Source organism: Yersinia nurmii (assembly GCF_001112925.1).
Taxonomy (GTDB): domain Bacteria; phylum Pseudomonadota; class Gammaproteobacteria; order Enterobacterales; family Enterobacteriaceae; genus Yersinia; species Yersinia nurmii.
Genome location: NZ_CPYD01000012.1, coordinates 41,254 through 59,617, shown reverse-complemented (window position 1 = coordinate 59,617; position 18,364 = coordinate 41,254). Strand labels below are relative to the sequence as shown.

The window sequence follows — 18,364 nt, the reverse complement described above, 5'->3', positions numbered from 1 at the left end:
CCCCTCTGATTGATCCAAACCTTATTTTGCTGCATTTATCCGCAGTCAAACCCGAATTTTGCCCTAAGCGCTGCCTGCGCAATCGTTTTCGTATATACTGCGGAGGTTTCTTTCCTCGCATATTATCTTGCTGATGTAGGTATCGAATTATGTTAACCATTGGAACTGCTCTGCGCCCCGGCGCAACCCGTGTGATGCTGCTTGGCTCTGGCGAACTGGGCAAAGAAGTGGCGATTGAATGTCAGCGCCTTGGGCTGGAAGTGATCGCCGTCGATCGCTATGCCGATGCGCCGGCTATGCACGTCGCCCACCGCAGTCACGTGATTAATATGCTGGATGGAGCTGCGCTCAAACAAATTGTGGAGCGGGAAAAACCCCACTACATCGTGCCGGAAATTGAAGCTATCGCCACCGATATGCTGGTGGAACTGGAACTCATGGGCCAACACGTAGTGCCTTGCGCCGAAGCCACTCGCCTAACAATGAACCGCGAAGGCATTCGTCGCTTGGCCGCAGAAACTTTAGGATTACCTACTTCTAGCTACCGTTTTGCTGATACCGAAAGCAGTTTCCGTCAAGCGGTGGCCGAAATCGGTTATCCGTGCATTGTGAAACCGGTGATGAGTTCCTCTGGCAAAGGCCAAAGCCTGATCCGCAGTGAAGATCAACTACAAACCTCATGGGATTATGCGCAGCAAGGTGGTCGCGCCGGTGGCGGTCGGGTGATTGTGGAGGGTCTGGTTAATTTTGACTTCGAAATTACTCTGCTGACCATCAGCGCCGCAGATGGTATTCATTTCTGCGCGCCGATTGGCCACCGTCAGGAGGAGGGGGATTATCGCGAATCTTGGCAGCCACAGCAGATGAGCGAGCTGGCGTTGCAACGCGCGCAGGCGATCGCGGCAAAAGTGGTCCAAACTTTGGGTGGCTACGGTTTATTCGGCGTGGAGCTGTTTATCTGTGGTGATGACGTTATTTTCAGCGAAGTCTCCCCTCGCCCACACGATACCGGTATGGTCACGCTAATTTCTCAAAATCTTTCCGAATTTGCGCTGCATGTTCGCGCATTTCTCGGCATGCCAATCAGCCAGATTCGCCAGTATGGCCCCGCTGCCTCAGCGGTTATTTTGCCTGAGTTAACCAGTCAGAATGTGGTATATCGCGGTTTGGAAAATGCGCTGCTGGGTGACGTGGACGTGCGTTTGTTTGGTAAACCCGAAATTGCCGGCAGACGGCGGATGGGCGTCGCGCTGGCCGTAGCCGAAACGGTAGAACAAGCCGTGGCCGTGGCGAAAAATGTCGCTGGGAAAATCACGGTCAGCCACAGCTGAAAATCAACGGTCCTAGGCCGTGATGCGAAATATCATGAGGGTTTCAGGCAAGTTTACCGAAACCTTCATGATGGTAATTGACTTTGGCTAACGAGCCTTCGGATAGCTTAACTTCTGGTCACTGATACCGATCACTCACCTTCGTAGTCATCCTCATACTCGTCCGCGTCTTTTTCATCGTCGCGGCGATACTCAGGATCGTTATGTTCCTCAAAGTCTTCATCATCAAAGATGACCATTGCTTGAGGATCGTTTTGGTGGCGCTCGCGAATTTCTTCCGCAACCAGGCCTATGGCTTCACCACTGCTCATCCCTTCGGACATCAGTTGGTGAATACGTTCAACAGCTTCCTGTTGCTCTTGGTGAGAAAGTGAGGGCATTCCCGCTAGCATTATCTGTCTCCTACGAATTAGCTGGCAAGTATACCCGTTTCTTTAGCGCAATAGGGAATTCCCTGTCAAGCCGCTACTGCCCTCGCCCGCATAATCTGTGATAACCTTAGAGGCCGAATCTTTTCCCCGAAATTATTTCACGAGTTGTCATGTCGTCAGTCGAAAAAAATACTCATAACCTGCAAGCTAAGGCTCCTTTCTGCAAAAGTTTGCCTTATCACCCTGATGCGTTGTTGCACTATTTCGCTCCGATTTCCACCTTACCTTGGGCGATGCTGCTGCATTCGGGTTTTGCCGAACATTCCCACAACAGGTTTGATATTTTGGTTGCTGAACCCCGCGTGCGATTGATCACCCGAGGCAAAGAAACGGAAATCAGCGATTCCCTGAATACCCAATATTCAGAAATCGATCCTTTCGATTTATTACAACAACAGCTGGATTACTTGGGGTTGACCTGCTCGCCAAATCCAGACTTACCCTTTTTGGGCGGCGCATTAGGGCTGTTTGGTTACGATTTAGGACGCAGAATCGAGGTTTTACCTGCGCTGGCACAGCAAGATATTCACTTGCCTGATATGGCCATTGGTTTGTATGACTGGGCGCTGATTGCCGATCACCAACGACAAAAACTGACGCTAGTTAGCCACGGGGATGTAGAGCAACGCTATCAATGGCTAGAGCAGCAGCGTCCAGCTACGACTCAGTCTTTCGCGCTGCAAAGTCCGTGGCAAGCCAACATGACTCGTGAAGAGTACGGCGAAAAATTCCGTCAGGTGCAGGAATATCTGCACAGTGGCGACTGCTATCAAATCAATCTGGCGCAACGCTTCAGCGCCAAATATCAAGGGGATGAATGGCAGGCTTTTTTACGGCTGAGCGCCAGCAATCGCGCGCCTTTCTCCGCGTTTATTCGACTGCCGGAACATACGGTGATCAGCGTTTCCCCCGAGCGTTTTGTCTGGCTGGAAAATCAACAGATCCAGACTCGGCCAATCAAAGGCACGTTGCCACGGCTGAAAGAGGCGGATGCCGATCGGCAGCAGGCTGAACGCTTAGCCGCATCCCCCAAAGATCGGGCAGAAAACCTGATGATTGTGGATTTACTGCGTAACGATATTGGTCGCGTCGCTGAACCTGGCAGCGTTCGGGTGCCGGAGCTGTTCGTGGTGGAACCTTTCCCCGCAGTGCATCATCTGGTCAGTACCATCACCGCCACCCTGCCGACGAATTGTTCGCCGACACAATTGCTGCGAGCCTGCTTCCCCGGCGGTTCGATTACCGGCGCGCCAAAAATCCGTGCCATGCAGATTATTGAGCAACTGGAACCTCACCGCCGTAATGGATATTGCGGTAACATTGGCTATATTAGTTGCTGTGGCACCATGGATACCAATATCACCATCCGCACCTTATTGACGGAAAAGGGTAAAATTTATTGTTGGGCGGGAGGAGGCATAGTGGCAGACAGTCAGGAGCAAGCCGAATATCAGGAAACCTTTGATAAAATCGCGCGCATTTTGCCATTATTGGGGGAGAACCCGCAGCCGTGAGTGGGATCAGTTTACCCGAATTTATCAGTCGTTTTCAGCTTCAGTTGCCGCAGCCCGGCAGCCTGTCGGCTCATACTCATCGCGCGGCGGTGCTGGTGCCGATTATTTGTCGCCCGGAGCCGACGCTGCTGTTAACGCGTCGATCCGCTCATTTACGTAAACACGCCGGGCAAGTGGCTTTCCCCGGCGGCAAGGCCGACCCAGAAGATAATTCGCTGATTGAAACCGCTCTGCGGGAAGCGCAGGAAGAAGTGGCGATTCCTCCTGAATCGGTACGCGTGCTAGGCCAGCTAGGGTCACTGGATAGCTCGACCGGTTTTCAAGTCACGCCAATTGTGGGGCTTATTCCTGCGGACGTCCCCTTTCACGGTAATGAAGATGAAGTTGCCGGTCTGTTCGAAATGCCACTATACGAAGCGTTAAGCCTTTCACGTTATTATCCACTGGATATTCACCGCGCGGGCGAGCAGCACCGGATTTATCTGTCTTGGTACGAAAGCCAGTTCGTCTGGGGACTCACCGCCGCCATTATTCGCCGTCTGGCGCAGCAAGTCAGCATCGAACCGCGCTGAAACTCGTGATAACCCTCACATCATCGTGCGGTAAACCTCTTATTTTCAGCATAAAACGATCCCTATCACCTCGCCTTTACCACTTTTACCCTATGTTCTCTGTGTCGCAGTTTTTAAAAAAACTGTAAACAGGCCTGTCAGCGTTATGAAATACCTGTAAAATAGCTTCCTTCACTATAAACCACTAATAGTGTGGGGTTAATAACCCGTAAAAAAAGTCACTTATGTTGTTGGTTAACAGCGTGACTGTTGCTGTATCCGATCGATACCGCTAACACCAGTAAAAACACAATAAACTAAGGCTCGCGATTACTTTATTTCATGCGAATAAAGTCACGAAAGTTGACGAGTCAACCTACAATACCGATGTTCCCGCTGCGTAATTTTTAAACGCTTCGGCCATAAAACATCGGTTTTAAACACAATGCCTTTGAGGAGTTCTAGCGTGATTAGCGTTTTCGACATGTTTAAGATCGGCATCGGCCCGTCCAGCTCTCATACGGTTGGACCGATGAAAGCCGGCAAACAGTTTGTAGACGACCTGGTAACACAGGGACTAATGCCTTCTATCACGCGTGTGGCCGTGGAAGTTTACGGCTCACTGTCGTTAACCGGTAAAGGCCACCATACTGATATCGCTATCATTATGGGGTTAGCGGGCAATATGCCTGACACGGTTGATATCGATAGCATTCCCGGTTTTATTCGCGATGTTGAGCAACGTGAAAAACTGATGCTGGCCAATGGCTTGCACGAAGTTGATTTCCCACGTGAAGGCGGCATGGTTTTCCGTAGCGATAACCTGCCCCTGCATGAAAATGGTATGCAAATTCACGCCTTCGCCGGCGATGAAAAAGTGTACAGCAAAACTTACTATTCTATCGGCGGCGGCTTCATCGTCGATGAAGAGCATTTCGGTAAAGCTTCAGTCAACGAGATTAGCGTACCTTATCCGTTTAACTCCGCTGAAGACATTCTGGCCCATTGCCGCACCACCGGGATGTCCATCTCCGGTATGGTGATGCAGAACGAGCTGGCCATGCACAGTAAAGAAGAGATTGATGCTTACTTTACGGCGATTTGGGACACTATGCGCGCCTGTATCGATCGTGGCTTGAATACCGAAGGGGTTCTGCCGGGTCCGCTACGCGTTCCGCGTCGTGCTTCTGCGTTACGCCGTCTGCTGGTTTCTTCCGATAAACTGTCCAGCGACCCAATGAACGTGATTGATTGGGTGAATATGTTCGCGCTGGCCGTGAACGAAGAAAACGCCGCCGGTGGACGCGTAGTGACTGCACCCACCAACGGCGCCTGCGGTATCGTTCCAGCCGTTCTGGCTTACTACGATCACTTTATCGAGCCAGTGACACCGGAAATCTTTATCCGTTACTTCCTCGCCTCCGGCGCTATCGGCATTCTGTATAAAATGAATGCGTCGATTTCCGGTGCAGAAGTAGGCTGTCAGGGTGAAGTGGGCGTAGCCTGTTCTATGGCGGCTGCCGGTTTAGCTGAGCTGCTGGGCGCAAGCCCGATTCAGGTGTGCATTGCGGCCGAAATCGGTATGGAGCACAATCTGGGTCTGACCTGTGACCCGGTTGCCGGCCAAGTGCAGGTTCCTTGCATCGAACGTAACGCAATCGCTTCGGTAAAAGCGATTAACTCCGCACGCATGGCAATGCGCCGTAGCAGCGAACCGCGCGTTTCTCTCGACAAAGTTATCGAAACCATGTTTGAAACCGGTAAAGATATGAATGCTAAATACCGTGAAACTTCTCGCGGCGGTCTGGCAATCAAAGTGCAGTGTAACTAAATTACAATGCAACTCACTGATACCTTCTGCTAAAGCGGAAAGAAATCAGCAAACGGGAGCCAAATCGGCTCCCGTTTTATTTCATTCACACTAAGGCAAACGGTATCAACCACTCTGCTGGCTCTCTATCTATTGCCTGCAAAATATCACGCTGTCTCATTTGTCCTCTGACTTCATTGCGTCACATACCTAGTCAGTCCTATGGGAAATAAAGAGGCTGGATTGTTAAAAGGGAGCCGATTGGCCCCCTTAGGATGTGGCTGGTTAACCGACAATCTGAGCTTACTCGTCGTTTGAGGATTCGATTTTATCGATACGAACTAATTCAATACGGTAATCGGTCACGTCAATGATTTGGAAACGTAGCTGATGCAGTTCAATCACATCACCGGCAGATGGCATGTGACCGGAGTGAGAAAGTAACATCCCCGCCAACGATGCGTAATCCTCCGTCGGGCTAACCAGTTCCTGACAGTTCAGCGCTTGCTCCAGCGAGTGCAAATCTGCCCCGCCCTTCACCAGCCAGCCATTACCGTCGGTGATGATATCTGGGGTTTCATCTTCGTCAGGGAATTCACCGGCGATAGCTTCCAGCACGTCCAGCGGCGTTACCAGCCCCTGAACCACACCGAACTCATCATTGACCACCACCAGACGCCCTTTGGCTTTACGCAATACCGCCAAAAGATTGATGACATCCATGGTATCTGGCACCACGATGGGTGGCGTTGCCGCAGCAAACTCGCAGATAGACTGGCCTTGCTCAATCGCCACCAGCAGATCTTTAGCTCGCACCACGCCGATAATCTGATCCAGCGAGTCACGGCACACCGGGAACAAGCTATGTGGCGTATCCAACAACTGCATCCGAATCTCATCTTTGGAACGATGGCAATCAACCCAGCTGATTTCGGTGCGCGGCGTCATAATGCTGCGCAATGAGCGGGAAGCCAGCGTCAGCACACCGCTAATCATGTAGCGCTCTTCTTCCGCGAAGGCCTCAACTGGCGCATTTTGAGGCGTATTGCCCTGCTCTTGTTCCTGATTACGACCGCCCATCAAGCGAATAATCGCCTCGGCGGTACGCTGGCGTCGCGGCAGCCGAGATTCATTTTTGATAAAGTTACGGCGCGCAATCTGGTTAAACAGCTCAATCAGGATAGAGAAGCCGATGGCCGCGTACAGATAACCTTTCGGAATATGGAAACCGAAACCTTCGGCGATCAGACTTAAGCCGATCATTAACAGGAAGCTAAGGCACAGCACCACCACCGTGGGATGGGCGTTAACGAAGTTAGTTAACGTTTTAGAAGCCAGCAACATGACGCCCATCGCAATTATCACTGCGGTCATCATGATCGGTAAATCGTTCACCATGCCGACGGCGGTAATCACCGCATCCAGCGAGAACACCGCATCCAACACCACAATCTGCGCGACTACCGCCCAAAAACTGGCGTAACCTCGGTTAGCATTGCCATCATGCTGATTGCCTTCCAGCCGTTCGTGTAGTTCGGTGGTAGCTTTAAACAGCAGGAACAGCCCGCCAACCAACAGGATTAAATCCCGTCCGGAGAAACTGAAACTGGCGACGCTAAACAACGGTGTGGTGAGGGTAACCATCCATGAAATCACCGACAACAGTCCCAAACGCATAATCAGCGCCAGCGCTAGGCCGATAATTCGGGCCTTGTCTCGCTGTTTAGGCGGCAGTTTGTCGGCCAAAATGGCGATAAACACCAAGTTATCGATACCCAGTACAATTTCCAACACGACCAGCGTAAGTAACCCTGCCCAAATCGAGGGGTCCATTAGAAATTCCATGCAAGACTCCAAAAATTAGAACATGACTGACGGGACAGACGTGATTTAACAGGCACGACAAAACGCCGGAAACCGGTTACACGTCGGAATTCAGTGAAAGATTGTACGAAGATGAGCGATAGATAAATACGCGATCGAATAACCTGATTTTTACCCGCAGGCGGGGGATAACCTTCTTCAAAGCAGTAACTTCGGTGACAGTCCATAGGGAGAGCTGAGGCCCTTAACTCCTTACAAATAAAAATGAACTTAACTTTATCAGGAATCTTTTTAATGTCATAGCGGGAATTATTAACCTTCCACCACTCTTTGTCACATCAGTGCTGTTTAATTATCCAACCAGACTAAATCTAGTCATAACATGTCCCAATAAATGAGCAGCGTCACATAAATTATTTTTTCACTGACTAAAATAAATACCAGCCAACGGCATCGTACCCATGACCTGAATCGATTCATGGGGATAAAGGACAAATCGTCGGCGGGTAGTAGTGATTGCGACTATCATAATAGATTCAATATGTACCGCAGGGACGCGCTGGTAGTAAATCAACTTTCATGACGTGCCAGAACTCAATCCTGAGTTAACTGAGGGGGTAGCGAGTGAGTATAGCTATTATCATCGGCACACACGGGGCAGCGGCTGAACAGCTACTGCGTACTGCGGAAATGATCCTAGGCGAGCAAGAAAACGTCGCTTATATCGATTTCGTACCCGGTGAAAATGCCGAAACACTTATTGAGAAGTACACAGGGAAATTGGCAGGTCTGGATACCAGTAAAGGTGTCTTGTTCCTGGTAGATACTTGGGGAGGCAGTCCCTTTAATGCCGCCAGCCGTATTGTTGTTGATAAAGAAAACTATGAGGTCGTCACCGGGGTTAACATTCCGATGCTAGTAGAAACCTTTATGGCGCGTGATGATAATCCGTCCTACGCCGAACTGGTCAGTATCGCGGTAGAAACCGGTCGCACTGGTGTAAAAGCCTTAAAAACGCCAGACACGAGTGATAAGCCCGAGACGCAGCAAGCTGCTCCCGTAGCCAAAGCGCCGTCAGCGCCCGCTGCACCTTTGGGTCCCGATGACCATATGAAGATCGGTTTGGCGCGCATCGATGACCGTCTGATTCACGGTCAGGTCGCCACTCGCTGGACCAAAGAAACCAACGTCAATCGTATTATTGTTGTCAGTGATGAAGTTGCTGCCGACCATATGCGTAAAACCCTACTGACTCAGGTTGCTCCTCCCGGCGTAACGGCCCACGTCGTCGATGTGGAAAAAGCCATTCGCGTATACAACAACCCTAAATATGCCAAAGATCGGGTCATGCTGTTATTCACCAATCCAACAGACGTCCTACGTCTGGTAGAAGGCGGTGTGGATATTAAATCGGTCAACATTGGTGGTATGGCATTCCGTCAGGGTAAAACCCAGGTCAACAACGCGGTTTCCGTTGATGAGAAAGATGTTGAAGCATTTAAGAAATTAAATGCGCGCGGAATCGAACTGGAAGTACGAAAAGTGTCTTCGGATAGTCGCTTAAAAATGATGGATCTGATCGCAAAACTTAACTAATTAGCTCTATAAATAACTACACAGATAGGTTATGTCCGGTTCTGTTTGAACAGGGTTATTTTACTCAGCTTTTTTTAGTCATAGGAGAAGTACAATGGAGATCACAACTCTTCAGATTGTGCTGATATTTATCGTTGCCTGTATCGCCGGGATGGGTTCCATTCTGGATGAGTTCCAATTTCACCGTCCCCTCGTCGCCTGTACCTTAATCGGTATCGTTTTAGGTGATATGAAAACCGGTATTATCATCGGTGGTACGCTGGAAATGATCGCTCTGGGCTGGATGAACATCGGCGCCGCCGTTGCCCCTGATGCTGCTCTGGCATCGATCATTTCAACCATTCTGGTTATCGCCGGTGGTCAAAGCATCGGAGCCGGTATTGCACTGGCGATCCCGCTGGCCGCCGCCGGTCAGGTGCTGACTATCATCGTTCGTACCGTTACCGTGGCTTTCCAGCACGCGGCAGACAGTGCGGCGGAACGTGGTAGTCTGCGAGCCATTACCTGGCTACACGTCTCTGCCCTGTTCTTACAGGCCATGCGTATTGCTATTCCTGCACTTATCGTTGCCCTATCCGTCGGGACATCGGAAGTTCAGTCACTGCTTAACTCTATCCCAGAAGTCGTTACCAACGGTCTGAATATCGCAGGTGGTATGATCGTCGTGGTCGGTTACGCCATGGTTATTAACATGATGCGTGCTGGCTACCTGATGCCGTTCTTCTATTTAGGTTTCGTTACCGCAGCCTTCACTAACTTCAACCTTGTTGCTTTGGGTGTGATTGGTGTCGTCATGGCCGTTCTCTACATTCAGCTCAGCCCGAAATACAACAAATCTCAGGTTGTGCAGTCTGGTCCGGCTCCTGCCAATAACGATCTCGATAACGAATTAGACTAAGCGAAGGTGAGAGAAATGGTTGATACAACAACTACTGGTGAAAAGAAACTCACGGCCAGCGACGTTCGCGGTGTGTTTTTGCGCTCTAACCTTTTCCAAGGGTCATGGAACTTCGAACGTATGCAGGCGCTGGGCTTCTGCTTCTCTATGGTACCGGTGATTCGTCGCCTGTATCCAGAGAACAACGATGAGCGCAAGCAGGCAATTAAACGCCATTTGGAATTCTTCAACACCCACCCTTATGTGGCCGCACCGGTACTGGGCGTCACTATGGCAATGGAAGAACAACGGGCTAACGGCGCACCGATTGACGATGCTGCGATTAACGGTATCAAAGTAGGTTTGATGGGTCCTCTGGCCGGTGTGGGTGACCCGATCTTCTGGGGTACCGTACGTCCGGTATTCGCGGCGCTGGGTGCCGGTATCGCCATGAGCGGCAGTTTGCTCGGGCCGATCCTGTTCTTCGTGCTGTTTAACCTGGTTCGCCTGCTAACCCGTTATTACGGCGTGGCCTATGGTTATAAGAAAGGGGTCAATATCGTTAACGATATGGGCGGCGGCTTCCTGCAAAAACTGACTGAGGGGGCGTCCATTCTTGGCCTGTTTGTTATGGGGGCATTGGTTAACAAGTGGACGCACGTTGATATTCCGGTGGTGGTATCCCGTATTACCAACCAAGCCGGTGAAACCACGGTCACGACGGTTCAAACTATTCTGGATCAGTTAATGCCGGGGCTGGTACCGCTACTGTTAACCTTCGGCTGTATGTGGCTGTTACGTCGTAAGGTTAATGCCCTGTGGATTATTATGGGCTTCTTCGCCATCGGGATCTTCGGCTACTGGATTGGCTTCCTGGCACCATAATTTCCGCACCCTGTCTGTATATCTGTATCAAACCGGGGGCTCGCCCCCGGTTGTTTTTTCAGGAGTAAACGCATGTCGGTTACCGATATTGTCTTGGTTGTCTTTATTGCCCTATTGCTTCTCTACGCCATTTACGACGAATTCATCATGAAGACGTTGAAGGGAAAAACGTTATTGGCCATCCGGCTAAAACGTAAAAATAAACTCGACTGCCTGATCTTTGTCGGGTTAATTGCCATTCTTATTTATAATAATGTGATGGCCGACGGTGCCCCACTTACCACTTATTTATTGTTTGGTTTGGCTTTAGTCGCTCTGTATATATCTTATATTCGTTGGCCTAAGTTATTGTTTAAACCCACTGGATTCTTCTACGCTAATGCTTTTATAGAATATAACCGGATAAAGACTATGAATTTATCGGAAGATGGCATTCTGGTTATCGAGTTAGAAAAGCGTAGGTTACTGATTCAAGTGACACACCTGGATGACCTAGAAAAAATTTATAACTTTTTCCTTGAAAATCAAGGTTAAAAATATTTCCTTAAACTTAATGGCAGATTAAAATTTCCGCTGAATGATTAATTTGCCAACAACAAAAAATATATTTCCGCTTTAAGCCCACATTATTATTGCTGCTTATATCACCTAATTTACCTCTTAATTGATAATGGTAATAAATATCATTATCAAATCTGGCGCTATTATTTTTTTATTGTTGTCCGATGCCAAAATAATATGGTAAGGTTGCGCCGTTCATTGGGGAGTAGCCGGTTTCTGACGCATGTAATCCTGCATTACATCGCTATTCAGAAACGCCCGTATCAACATACTCGTTTCATTTATCGAAACGTGGTGCGGGCAGCCAGGTAAGGTTGGCGAGACCATAGACACGTAACTCCGTCGTTGGTTGGGGGTGGGTTGCGTGTATATGGAGCCACCCGGCCGAGACTATTTACCATGAATCTATCTGCAACACTTATTCTGGCTTTTGGCATGTCAATGGACGCATTCGCGGCCTCAATTGGCAAAGGTGCCACACTGTATAAACCCCGTTTTCGTGAAGCCGTTCGAACCGGATTAATTTTCGGCGTGATTGAAGCTATTACGCCATTAATCGGCTGGGGCATTGGCTTATTTGCCAGCCAATACATTATGGAATGGGATCACTGGGTAGCCTTTAGCCTGCTGTTTATCTTAGGTTGCCGAATGATTGTAGAAGGCTGTAAAGGGCCTTCTACAGACGAAGCGCAGGTCAGGCGTCACGGCTTTTGGGTTTTGGTGATGACCGCCATTGCCACCAGTCTGGATGCGATGGCTATCGGCGTAGGTCTGGCATTCTTACAGGTCAATATCCTGCATACCGCCATGGCTATCGGTATGGCCACCATGATAATGGCAACGCTAGGTATGCTAATTGGTCGCTATATTGGCCCGCTGTTAGGCAAGAGAGCAGAAATTATCGGTGGCGTTATTCTTATCGGCATCGGCTTTAATATTTTGTACGAACACCTGTATAACATGGCCTAGCCCCCGTGCAGCCGGTTATCCCCAGACCGGCTGCCTGAACATTTTCTTCCTTACTATTAATCCTACTCACAGCACAACTTTCCTCTTCTTGTATTGGCGAATTACCCTCACTCCCCTATTCTGTCTGTCCCGCAACTCACTAAGGTAATAACAGAAAATGGATAATTGGGCGGTGTTGGTTCCCGAATTAGTGGTGCGCGACATTAAGAAAAGCATTTATTTTTGGTGTGAAATAATTGGTTTCAACATCAGATACGACCGACCAGAACAAGGCTTTGCCTATCTGGATCGCGAAGGCGCGCAGATTATGCTGGAGCAATATCAGGGAAAGGATGATCATTGGCTGACAGCACCTTTCGGTAAGACATTGGGTAACGGCGTGAATTTTCAAATTGAAGTGACAGAGGTCGCCCCGATTCTGGCGCGCCTGGAACAGGCCAACTGGCCGCTGTTTCAGCCCTGTGCCGACGTTTGGCATCGTGCCAATGAAATCGAAATCGGTCTGCGACAATGTTTAGTGCAAGATCCGGACGGCTATCTGCTGCGTTTGGCGCAGAATATCGGCAAACGAGCCATTATCGATTAAAAAAATCCCGCCGTTAGTAATCCAACGGCGGGACAGTGACATCGATTTTAATTAGCCTAAGCGGATTAGAAATCCATCGAGACAGACAGTTTCAGCTCGCGCGGATTGCCTTGATAGATGTAAGTACCCGTATCTTCTACAGATTCCCAATAACGTTCGTTAGTCACGTTCATCAAGTTGGCACGCCAGATCAGATTGGTATCTTTCAACGGCATGGTATAACGCATACCCAGATCCAGACGAGTCCACGGTTTGATTTTCAAGGTATTAGCATCATTAGCATACTGAGAACCCGAACGAGTCACGGTGCCCGTTGCCGTTAACCCCTCAACCGACTGAATATCATATTCGCCGCCGAACACTAATTGATAGCGGGCAACGCCAACCGCGTAGTTACCGTTATTCTTACTATCCTGCGCTTGAGTCAGAATGGGGTCTAACCAGACCGCGCTACCTAACAGGCGAGTGCCAAATACGGGTTCACCGAACACATTCAGCTCAATACCTCGGTTACGTTGTTCACCGCCGAGAGCGTATGTATTGGTTACAGGATCGATAGAACCTGCCGGTTTAGTAATTTCAAACAGCGCTAAAGTACCGCCATAACGTTTGTTATCAAATTTCACGCCCACTTCATTTTGTTTAGAGTGAACAATGCCGGTCACATTACCTGCGTTTGCCGTGTACCACGGCGCAACTTTCCCCGGAGACAACGCTTCAATATGGTTTGCATACAGAGACACATTTTCCCACGGCTTAACCAACACGCCGTAGATTGGGGTCACTTTCATTGCATCTTGTGAATTGACACTGTCCGGCACACCGTTATTGAAGTTACGAATAACCAATTCCTGACGACGCAGACCCAGCATCAGCTGCACCTTATCATCCAGCGCCGATAAGGTATCGGACACAGAAATGCTGCTTGCACGAACCTGACTGTTCAGCGTTGGGTCTTGGTTGGCACTACCTGACGTTGCCGGTGGGAATGGAATCACGCCGGGATTATAGATATTGGTATCTACTGGATCGGACATATTCCAGGCGGACATCGCTTTGCGATAGTTGGCAGCATAACCAATATTCACTTTATGCGTCACCAGGCCAGTATCGAAATGACCGCGAACCCCGCCTAACGCGGCAATAGAATCCGTGGTATAAGGCACATAGAGGCGGCTAATAGTCGCGTTGCCATTGTTATCCGTCAGTGTAGGTGAGCCATACTGACCCGTTTCTTCGTTACGACTGGCCCCAACAGAACCATAGACGGTCCAGTTATGACTGAGGTCATATTCGCTGCGCAACATACCAAAGGTGGTAGCCATGTCGGTATAAACCCACTGCTGACCATAATTCAAAGTCGCCGCCGGCGGTTCAGGAATAACGGTTGCGGCGCCTACCGCAACATCGGTGCGCATGCCGTGTACGGTTTGTTTCTGATAACCCACATCGATAGAAGTCCGGGCGCGATCGCCACGATAATCCAAGCCGGTAGAAAGTGCAGTGGTACGCTCTTTCTGGTCATGGATTGCAGTCTCCCCTTCGCGGTGCAGCATATTCACACGTACGCCAAACTGATCATTGTCACCAAAGCGACGACCCACATCCAGTGCTCCACCCACTTTGGATGAGGAAGTATAATCCAGACTAACGCGAGTCAATGGAGTATCACCGGCGCGTTTAGGTTCAAGGTTAATCATCCCGCCAACGCCGCTACCGCTCGGTGAAATACCGTTCACAAAAACGTTCGGGCCTTTGAATACTTCAACGCGTTCGATCATGCTGGTGTCAACAATCTGACGCGGCAATACGCCGAACAGCCCGCCGAATGAAATGTCATCGCCATCCAGATTAAAACCACGAATACGATAGTTTTGCGAAGCATTACCGAAACCACGTACGTTTTGTACCGAGGCATCATTTTTCACGACCTCAGCTACCGTACGTGCCTGTTGATCTTCCACCAGCTTAGAGGTGTAACCGATAACGTTAAAAGGAACGTTACGAGCATCCTGCTGGCCGAGGAAACCAATGCGGCCACCGTTCGCCACCTGACCGTCCAAATAGGTTGGAATCAGATCGTTACCGCCCGCGCGGAAAGTTTCCTGCGTGCCAACGACGGTAATAGTATCGCCACTTTTTGCCGCAGCTGGCTTAGCGGCGTCTTTGGTTGCTACCGCCGTGTCATCGGCGGCCATTAACGGCGAAGATAGCGTGCCCAAAGCTGCGCCGATCATGACAAACAAAAGGCGCGGCGCTAAACGATTGTTACCGCCCCGGTGTATTGCTGTGCTTTTCATTATTTGGTGTTCCCTGAAAGTTTGCGATGTTATCAATGATGCGAATATTTAAAGGTTGATGCCTAAATGTTAATAACTAAATGCGAATGCTTATTATAAGAATTCAGGAATTATGCCGCCGGTGCGACACTTTGCAAGCGTTTATGTTCATTAATTTGAATGCTTTTGCGGAATTTGTTTACGTAACAGATAGATAAAGTACGCCCACGAATAAGGTCGCCAGTATTCCAGCCGAAATACGGCTTGTCTGTCACCACCGGTGCTATTACGCCCAGCACCAAAATCGTTCGAACAGAGGCATTCCAACCCAATAATGTGGTTGAGATTCAGATGTAGCGGCGTTGAACCATCAGAGAATTGTCCGAGCGATAGCCACGCCAGCCCTTCCCCCAGCGGTAGGAAATCTCATCCTGGATATAAAAACAATTCTCATTATTATTCCCATCCCCTATTATGCTGGCCTGAACTCGTCAGCCGCTGCTCCCAGGTCTGATGTGAAGAGGATTTTTAAATAGGATTGTTATGACGCTAACCGCAGAAAATTTTAGCCTCGCCCGACGGAAAGCCATTGAACAGTGCTTTCCGTCTACAGCGTCAACACACTGCAAGACTTTTTCTGCCAGTGCTTTATATACGCCTGAACACGCTCTCACCTTGATCTCGCCCCTGCTAAATCTTCATTCGAATGAAGATCGCACTGCGTTGGTATCAAAATGGTCACAATGGTACTTTGCCCGCCTGTTGGGGCCGTGGATGCGGATTAATTTGCAGTTCAACTGGCAGTTGCCTATTTTACCGGAGCATATCAGCCTGACGCTCAATGAAGCGGGTCTGGTTGAAAGCTTTATTCTTTCCCATTCGGGTCATCAAGTAACCCAACAAGATCCTGAACGTCGTTTTCAGCAGTTGGTGCAAAACCATCTGGCTCCGGTTTGCCGTACCCTCAGCCAACTGGCGGGTATGGGCGAAAGCCTGTTCTGGAATAACGCGGGAATTCGTCTGTATCAGGGAATGAAAATGGCGCAGGAACAGCAGGCGAATACGCAAATTGCCGCGCATTTTCTCAGCTTACGCACCCTGTCTGACGGCAGCAAAAACACGCTTTTTCAGCCTGTTCGTCAGGTCACGGAGAAAAGTGGCAATGTAAGAATTGAGCGCCGACTTTGCTGTTTACGCTATCGTTTGAGTGGGTTGGAAATTTGCTCTACCTGCCCATTACAGCGCGTCAATAATGTAGATAGGTAATTAAACAGACGCTAATTCGTTTTGCGCACAGTTAACCATAATATAAATATGACCATTCGACGCAATAACATTGCTTAAGCCAAATTTCCTGTCTTTTACTTACGATGATATCAATCCGAATCCGCGGTTAGGCGTGGCGTCAGACTGATATTAGCTGCTATTCGACCACACACGGTGATCGTCACCGGCTGGTGATTGGTCTTTAACTTCACCGGGACAGTGCTGACTCTGTTCTTCTCTTATCTTCAGCATTTTCCTGCTCACCGTAATCATTCGTACAAATAACCGCCAGCCACATTAACGCATCCTGCTTAATTCTCAGCAATTCGATCCCGGTCATAATAAAAACCCGCCCATCATGATATACAACATATTATCCCGCACTAAATAAATGGATTTCTATGCCTTACTTTACCGTGAGTGTTAAATTGCATAATGCCGAAGAAGGCGATTACCAGACGCTCAATGAAAAAATGAATGAAGCCGGTTTTACTCGATTAATAGGTCGGGACAAAGTTTATAAATTACCGGACGGCGAATATAATTACGGCAGCGGATCGTTGAATAAGCAGGAAGTTGCCGACTTAGCCTTGAAAGTGGCAGAACAAGTACGCTTCGTGCCATCGATTCTGGTGACCGAATCTGGCGGACGCACATGGCGAAACTTGGATCTTAACTCACAAAAATAGAGGTAATATCTTTTGAATTTAAACACTTAATCAGATAGCAGTAAAAAAACCAATCCCGCTACTCATGGCCCATCTTTAGGTTGGTACTTTCCCCTGCCGAGGATCTGATTAGTTTATAGATAAAATCGAAATCATTAATAACATCATTAAATAATTACAGATAGTTATCACTAGTGATTTGACTTAATTATCGCTATCTCACTATTTATTACTTCACTGGATGTTATAGAGCGTCAGGTTCGCCTATTTCCCCCTGACGCTCATGATTATTTATCGAAATATTACTTAAGCCATAATGATCTGGCTATATAAAATAAAAACCGAAATTAATCTGCAATACATTCTGTTTTATTGATATGGCGCTGATGCACGCGAATAACAAAATCTGTTTCGCAGGCAAAAGTATCCATCTCCGCCAACTGCTGACCGGTTTCAACTGACGCTCGCCAGGCAAAAGGCGTCATTTGCAATAAATTGACAGCCTGCGATCCCGGCAATGCCATTGGGTAGGCTAATGACTCATGGCTAACCAAATCAAATCCTTCCAAATGTTCGTCGTTCTCCCCGTGAAGCTGCACTTGCTGATAGATCATTTCTTTCAATTGATATAAATGACGTGGGCCCGGCGCAACCGTCACCAGAATACCGCCCGGCTTCACCGCTCGCGCCAATTCTTCCGCTTTACATGGCGCATAGATACGCACAACGCCGTCCAACGCCCCGTTGGCAAACGGCAAACGGTGGCTAGATGCCACACAGAAACTCACCTCAGGGTAACGTTTTGCCCCATAACGCACCGCAACCTTGGCGACGTCTAAGCCATAAACCTGCATCTCTCTGCGCTGATTCACCCGCTGAGCAATAGCCGCGGTGTAATACCCCTCACCACAGCCTATATCTAGCAATAATCCGGCTTTCGGCGGCAAAATGTCGTCCAACAGCGCAGCAACCCGCTGTTGCAGTGGCTGATAGTAACCGGCATCGAGAAATGCGCGCCGCGCCTGCATCATCTCCGGGCTGTCTCCCGGCTGCCTAGAGCCTTTATGCTGAACGGGCAGCAAATTGACATAACCCTCTTTGGCGCAATCGAACTGGTGATTATTTTCGCAACGCCACTGCTTCTGATTGAGCTGTAACGGCTGATGGCAAAGAGGACATTGATAAGACATGGTTATATTTCCAGATAGCAGGGAAA

At 49.1% G+C, this 18,364-nt stretch carries 16 protein-coding genes and 1 riboswitch; of the genes, 12 read left to right on the top strand and 4 right to left on the bottom strand.

Annotation, left to right across the window (positions count from 1 at the left end; all coding sequences use genetic code 11):
* The first annotated feature begins 149 nt into the window (after positions 1 to 149).
* A complete protein-coding gene (gene purT, locus AD970_RS14515; RefSeq protein WP_049600498.1) occupies positions 150 to 1,331 on the top strand; it encodes a formate-dependent phosphoribosylglycinamide formyltransferase in 1,182 nt (393 codons plus the stop codon).
* Positions 1,332 to 1,462: 131 nt separating this feature from the next.
* Here purT and AD970_RS14510 read toward each other — a convergent pair whose 3' ends face one another.
* A complete protein-coding gene (locus AD970_RS14510) occupies positions 1,463 to 1,723 on the bottom strand; it encodes a YoaH family protein (protein WP_049600495.1) in 261 nt (86 codons plus the stop codon).
* Between the two features lie 149 nt (positions 1,724 to 1,872).
* On the opposite strand from AD970_RS14510, the gene pabB reads away from it, so the two are divergent.
* The 3 genes from pabB (at position 1,873) to sdaA (ending at position 5,658) form a co-directional block, all read left to right on the top strand.
* Complete coding sequence (gene pabB / locus AD970_RS14505; RefSeq protein ID WP_049600492.1) at positions 1,873 to 3,276, top strand: aminodeoxychorismate synthase component 1; 1,404 nt, start codon at positions 1,873 to 1,875, stop codon at positions 3,274 to 3,276.
* Positions 3,273 to 3,848: a CoA pyrophosphatase gene (locus tag AD970_RS14500; RefSeq protein ID WP_408068309.1), complete on the top strand. Its 576-nt coding sequence runs from the start codon at positions 3,273 to 3,275 to the stop codon at positions 3,846 to 3,848. Before pabB ends, AD970_RS14500 begins: the two co-directional genes overlap by 4 nt.
* Positions 3,849 to 4,293: 445 nt before the next feature.
* Positions 4,294 to 5,658, top strand: a complete 1,365-nt coding sequence (sdaA, locus tag AD970_RS14495) for an L-serine ammonia-lyase (protein WP_049600486.1) — start codon at positions 4,294 to 4,296, stop codon at positions 5,656 to 5,658.
* 282 nt (positions 5,659 to 5,940) lie between these two features.
* Here sdaA and AD970_RS14490 read toward each other — a convergent pair whose 3' ends face one another.
* Positions 5,941 to 7,482, bottom strand: coding sequence for a TerC family protein (locus tag AD970_RS14490; RefSeq protein ID WP_049600483.1), 1,542 nt, complete (start codon positions 7,480 to 7,482; stop codon positions 5,941 to 5,943).
* A gap of 603 nt (positions 7,483 to 8,085) precedes the next feature.
* On the opposite strand from AD970_RS14490, the gene manX reads away from it, so the two are divergent.
* The 6 genes from manX to AD970_RS14460 all read left to right on the top strand — a co-directional run bounded on the left by manX (position 8,086) and on the right by AD970_RS14460 (position 12,935).
* Positions 8,086 to 9,057 carry a PTS mannose transporter subunit IIAB gene (gene manX, locus AD970_RS14485; protein WP_049600480.1) on the top strand — a complete coding sequence of 324 codons (972 nt, stop codon included), beginning with the start codon at positions 8,086 to 8,088 and terminating at the stop codon, positions 9,055 to 9,057.
* Between the two features lie 94 nt (positions 9,058 to 9,151).
* Positions 9,152 to 9,955: a PTS mannose/fructose/sorbose transporter subunit IIC gene (locus AD970_RS14480; protein WP_049600476.1), complete on the top strand. Its 804-nt coding sequence runs from the start codon at positions 9,152 to 9,154 to the stop codon at positions 9,953 to 9,955.
* A 15-nt stretch (positions 9,956 to 9,970) separates the two neighbouring features.
* Positions 9,971 to 10,819, top strand: coding sequence for a PTS mannose transporter subunit IID (locus tag AD970_RS14475; RefSeq protein ID WP_049600472.1), 849 nt, complete (start codon positions 9,971 to 9,973; stop codon positions 10,817 to 10,819).
* A 72-nt stretch (positions 10,820 to 10,891) separates the two neighbouring features.
* Positions 10,892 to 11,353 carry a DUF986 family protein gene (locus AD970_RS14470; RefSeq protein ID WP_049600469.1) on the top strand — a complete coding sequence of 154 codons (462 nt, stop codon included), beginning with the start codon at positions 10,892 to 10,894 and terminating at the stop codon, positions 11,351 to 11,353.
* A gap of 215 nt (positions 11,354 to 11,568) precedes the next feature.
* Positions 11,569 to 11,768, top strand: a riboswitch (yybP-ykoY riboswitch).
* Positions 11,769 to 11,779: 11 nt separating this feature from the next.
* Positions 11,780 to 12,349 (top strand): manganese efflux pump MntP, encoded by a 570-nt coding sequence (gene mntP, locus AD970_RS14465; RefSeq protein ID WP_049600466.1) that lies wholly within the window; start codon positions 11,780 to 11,782, stop codon positions 12,347 to 12,349.
* 157 nt (positions 12,350 to 12,506) lie between these two features.
* Positions 12,507 to 12,935 (top strand): bleomycin resistance protein, encoded by a 429-nt coding sequence (locus tag AD970_RS14460; RefSeq protein ID WP_049600464.1) that lies wholly within the window; start codon positions 12,507 to 12,509, stop codon positions 12,933 to 12,935.
* Positions 12,936 to 13,000: 65 nt separating this feature from the next.
* On the opposite strand, the gene AD970_RS14455 is transcribed toward AD970_RS14460, so the two are convergent.
* Positions 13,001 to 15,235: a TonB-dependent receptor gene (locus AD970_RS14455; RefSeq protein WP_049600462.1), complete on the bottom strand. Its 2,235-nt coding sequence runs from the start codon at positions 15,233 to 15,235 to the stop codon at positions 13,001 to 13,003.
* A gap of 522 nt (positions 15,236 to 15,757) precedes the next feature.
* Here AD970_RS14455 and fhuF point away from each other — a divergent pair.
* Both fhuF and AD970_RS14445 read left to right on the top strand, forming a co-directional pair.
* Positions 15,758 to 16,480, top strand: coding sequence for a siderophore-iron reductase FhuF (fhuF, locus tag AD970_RS14450; RefSeq protein ID WP_072080661.1), 723 nt, complete (start codon positions 15,758 to 15,760; stop codon positions 16,478 to 16,480).
* Between the two features lie 401 nt (positions 16,481 to 16,881).
* Positions 16,882 to 17,169: a hypothetical protein gene (locus tag AD970_RS14445; protein WP_049600456.1), complete on the top strand. Its 288-nt coding sequence runs from the start codon at positions 16,882 to 16,884 to the stop codon at positions 17,167 to 17,169.
* A gap of 326 nt (positions 17,170 to 17,495) precedes the next feature.
* Here the strand turns inward: AD970_RS14445 and rlmA are convergent, their stop codons facing one another.
* Complete coding sequence (gene rlmA, locus AD970_RS14440) at positions 17,496 to 18,338, bottom strand: 23S rRNA (guanine(745)-N(1))-methyltransferase (RefSeq protein WP_049600453.1); 843 nt, start codon at positions 18,336 to 18,338, stop codon at positions 17,496 to 17,498.
* Positions 18,339 to 18,364 lie beyond the last annotated feature (26 nt).